Genomic DNA, 3,977 nt, shown 5'->3' on the forward strand with positions numbered 1-3,977 from the left:
ACCGGGGCGGGCACTGAATCGGGCAGCGCCGGCGGCGGGTCCTGAATGTGCTTCATCGCCACGGTCAGTGGGCCATCCCCGGTGAACGGACGTTCCCCGGTGAGGGCCTCGTAGCCGACGACACTGAGCGCGTAGACGTCCGACGCCGCGGTGGCCTCCCCTCCGGTCGCCTGCTCCGGTGAGATGTATTGGGCGGTGCCCATCACCATGCCGGTCTGGGTCACCGGGGCAGCATCGACGGCTTTGGCAATGCCGAAGTCGGTGATCTTGACTTGGCCGGTCGGCGTGATCAGGATGTTGCCGGGCTTCACGTCACGGTGTACGAGTCCCTGCACATGCGCGGCCTGCAGCGCCCAGCCGGTCTGCTCGAGCATGTCCAGCGTGTGCGCCAGCGACAATTTGCCCATGCGGGTGATCACCGAGTTCAGCGGCTCGCCATCGACAAGCTCCATCACCAGGTAGGCGAGGGGATCGCCGCCGTTGCGGTCGGGGGTTTCGCCGTAGTCGAAGACGTTCGCGATGCCCGGATCGTTCAGGCGGGCCGTGGTTTGCGCTTCGGTGCGGACGCGCGCGAGGAATGTGGGATCGTTGGAGTATTCGGCTTTGAGCACCTTTACGGCCACGCGCCGACCCAGCCGAGTGTCGAGCGCCTCCCACACTTGACCCATGCCGCCGGTGGCGATCAGGCGGACCAATCGATACCGGTCGGCGATGATGGCGCCGTTCTGCAGGCTCATCGGTTACCTCCCGTAGAAGCATTCAACACTGCACGTCCAATCGGGGCGGCAATGACGCCGCCATAAGCATCTGCGCCACCGGTGCCGTTCTCCACCATCACGGCCACCGCGATGTTTGAGCCGGGTTTGAAGGCGATGTACCAGGCGTAGGCGCTACCAGTCTCGTTCGGATCGGTAGTTCCGGTCTTCGACGCGATCCCCGCTTGCGCGCCGTTGCTGTTTTGCTCGGCGGTGATCATTAGCTCGGTCAGGGTGGCCGCGTTCTCGGCGCTCAGCGGTTTGCTCAGCTGGGACGGCGACTCCGTGTGGATGGTGGCTAGATCCGCCGACTGGTACTTGTCCACCAGGTAAGGGCGCATCCGGATACCACCGGCGGCAACCGTGGCCGCGTTCACTGCGTTTTGCAGCACAGTCAGCTTCACATCGCGTTCACCGATGGAGGCCTGCGCAAGGGCAGCTTTGTCTCCGCCGAGCTCGCCGACGGACGATTTCGCGACCGGTAGCGGAATGCCCTGTGGACTCTCGCCGACCCCGAAGTCCATGGCGGTGCCGGTGAAGACCGCGAACTGGTCGCCGGGCAACTTTTCGGTGACCAACTGGCCGAAGGCAGTATTGCACGAGTATTTGAACGCCTGCGCGAGCGTCACGGTGCCACCGGAAGCCTCCGGACACGGCCGCGGCGGGTTTCCGTCGTTCGGCAGGACCGTCGACGAGCCGGGCAGCGGCCAGGTGGCGGCCGAGGTCAGGCGGATCGACGGCCGTACGCCGTCATCCAAGGCCGCGGCCGTGGTGATCACTTTGAAGGTCGAACCCGGACGGTAGAGCTCGGAGATCGCCCGGTTGCGTAGCGGCGATGGCTCACTCTTGAGCTGATTCCAGGATGCTTCGGCGGCCGGATAGTCTTCGGTCGCCATCACGTTCGGGTCGTAGCTGGGTGTGGAGACCATCGCTAACACTTTGCCGCTGCTCGGCTCTAAGGCCACGACGGCGCCGCGGCACGGGCCGTTGCACGAGCCGTCCGCCAGTGCCTCGTAGGCCGCGGTCTGCAGGCCGGGCACGATCGTCGTCTGAATGTTGCCGCCGCGGGGATCGCGGCCGGCGAACATGTCCATGAAATTCTGCGTAAACAGGCGGTCGTCGGTGCCGTTGAGGAAGGCGTTCTCGGTTTGCTCCAGTCCGTAGCCTGCACCGAAGTGTGGACCGTAGAAACCAGTCACTGGGGCGTACGCCTCCACGGGCTGTGCGGGGTAGCGCCGCTGGTATTTGAACTGTCCGTCAGACGGAATGGTCTCGGCCAGCACGCCGCCCTGCGCGTCCAGGATCAGTCCGCGCTGACGCGAGTAGGTGTCGATCTGGCTGCGCTTGTTGTACTCGCTGGCGCGCAGCGCGGGTGCGTGGATCACCTGGACCCAGGTCAGGTTGCCCAGGAGCAGCAAAAACAGCACGACGACGGCGATGGCTACGCGTTGAATGGGACGGTTCACGAGTGCTTCACCACCTGCGTCGGCAGGGCGCTGACCGGCGCGGCCGGGGCCGCCTTTTTCGGTGCGTCTGGTTCACGGGCGGCGTTGGACACCCGGATCAGCAAGGCAATCAGGATGTAGTTCGCGAGTAGCGACGAGCCGCCGTAAGAGAGGAACGGTGAGGTCAGACCGGTCATCGGGATCAGCTTGGAGATGCCGCCGAGCACCACGAAGAGCTGAATGGCGATGGTGAAGGCCAACCCGGCGGCCAGTAGCTTGCCGAAGCTGTCGCGTACGCCGATGCCTGCGCGTAGGCCGCGCATCACGATCATCAGGTACAGCAGCACGATCGCGGTCAGCCCCACGAGGCCCAGCTCCTCACCGAAGGCGGCGAGGATGAAGTCGTTGTGGATTTCCGGGACCTGGCTCGGATAACCCGAGCCCAGACCGGTGCCGAACAGGCCACCGGCGGCCAGCGCAAAGAGGCTGCGCAGGATTTGCAGACCGGCGCCGTCGGGGGACTGGAACGGGTCAAGCCAGATGGAGACGCGGTCTTGCAAGTGCCCGAATAGGAAGTAGGCGGCCACGGCGCCGGCCGCGAACAGACTCAAACCCATCAGCATCCAGCTGACTCGCTCGGTGGCGACGTACAGCATGGCGAGCATGGTCGCGAAGATCAGCAGCGAGCTGCCCAGGTCGGTCTCCAGGACGAGTACGCAGATGGCGATGGCCCAGGCGGCGAGCAGTGGACCCAGGTCGCGGCCGCGCGGGAAATCGATGCCGGCGAAGTGTTTACCGACGGTGGTAAACAGGTCGCGCCGGGACACCAGGAACGACGCGGTGAAGATGATGATCAGGATCTTCGCGAACTCGCCCGGCTGGATCGAGAAGAACGGCGTCTGAATCCACAGTTTGGCGCCACCGCGGGCCTCGGAATTGGGCAGCACGATGGGCAGGATGAGCAGCACCAAGCCGAGCAACCCGAGGGTGTAGGAGTACCGCGACAGCGTGCGATGGTCGCGGACGATCCACAGTGTTCCGACGAAGGCGGCGATTCCGACGGCCAGCCACATCACCTGCGACGTGGCCAGGTTGGTGACTTCGCCGCGCGCGGTCAGGTCAAGGCGGTGGATCATTACCAGACCCAGGCCGTTGAGGGCGGCGACGGCGGGGAGCAGCAGTGGATCAGCGTAGGGCGCCAGCACCCGGATAGCGACGTGCGCGATCCCGAAAAGCACCACGAAACCGAGGATGTACTGCAGCAGATCCCAGCTGAAGGGTTGGTCCTGGGCTGCTTGCACGGTCAGGAGCGCGACCGTAACCAACACGACGGCAAAGCCCAGTAGCCACAGCTCGGTGCGGTGGCGACGGGCCTTGGGCGCCGTGGGCGGGGCGTGCGGAGTGGACGAAGCAGTCATCAGTTCCCCGAGCAGTCCCTGGTTTTCTCGGTGGTGCCGACTGGCGCCGATGTGCTCTTGGGGGAGGCGGTCTTCTCAGCGGCCGAGCTCGATCCGGTCTGCGTGGATCGCGGTGCCCCGGAAGTCGGGGTATGGCGATCGGGACGTTCGTCGCGTTCGTTCGACTGGGGCTGCTCGGGGAGTTTGGCGGCCGCGCAAGGTAAGAAGATCAGTCGCGAGAGCGAATTCTCCACTGCGCCCCGGCTGGTGAGATTGCGGATGCTGGCGTCGTTCACGGTCTTTTGGGCGCCGTCGGTGAGGTCGGCGAGCTGCATCGACTCACAGGATTGGCTGGAGTCGAGCTCAACAAGGAGCGGGCG

The 3,977-nt window shown here is 65.2% G+C and carries 3 protein-coding genes and 1 pseudogene; all 4 read right to left on the reverse strand.

The window, feature by feature from the left end; genetic code table 11:
- The coding region (locus tag WAW85_RS02800; protein WP_422558135.1) for a protein kinase domain-containing protein at positions 1-737 on the reverse strand (737 nt) is incomplete at its 3' end.
- Complete coding sequence (locus WAW85_RS02805; RefSeq protein WP_422558136.1) at positions 734-2,221, reverse strand: penicillin-binding transpeptidase domain-containing protein; 1,488 nt, start codon at positions 2,219-2,221, stop codon at positions 734-736. The genes WAW85_RS02800 and WAW85_RS02805, both read right to left, overlap by 4 nt.
- Positions 2,218-3,618 carry an FtsW/RodA/SpoVE family cell cycle protein gene (locus tag WAW85_RS02810; RefSeq protein ID WP_422558137.1) on the reverse strand — a complete coding sequence of 467 codons (1,401 nt, stop codon included), beginning with the start codon at positions 3,616-3,618 and terminating at the stop codon, positions 2,218-2,220. The genes WAW85_RS02805 and WAW85_RS02810 overlap by 4 nt, the downstream gene beginning before the upstream one ends.
- Positions 3,618-3,977: pseudogene (locus WAW85_RS02815) on the reverse strand (hypothetical protein); the annotation flags it as partial. The pseudogene WAW85_RS02815 and the gene WAW85_RS02810, both read right to left, overlap by 1 nt.

Origin of the sequence: Gordonia sp. (in: high G+C Gram-positive bacteria) (genome assembly GCF_049299075.1) — a bacterium.
Taxonomy (GTDB): Bacteria; Actinomycetota; Actinomycetes; order Mycobacteriales; family Mycobacteriaceae; genus Gordonia.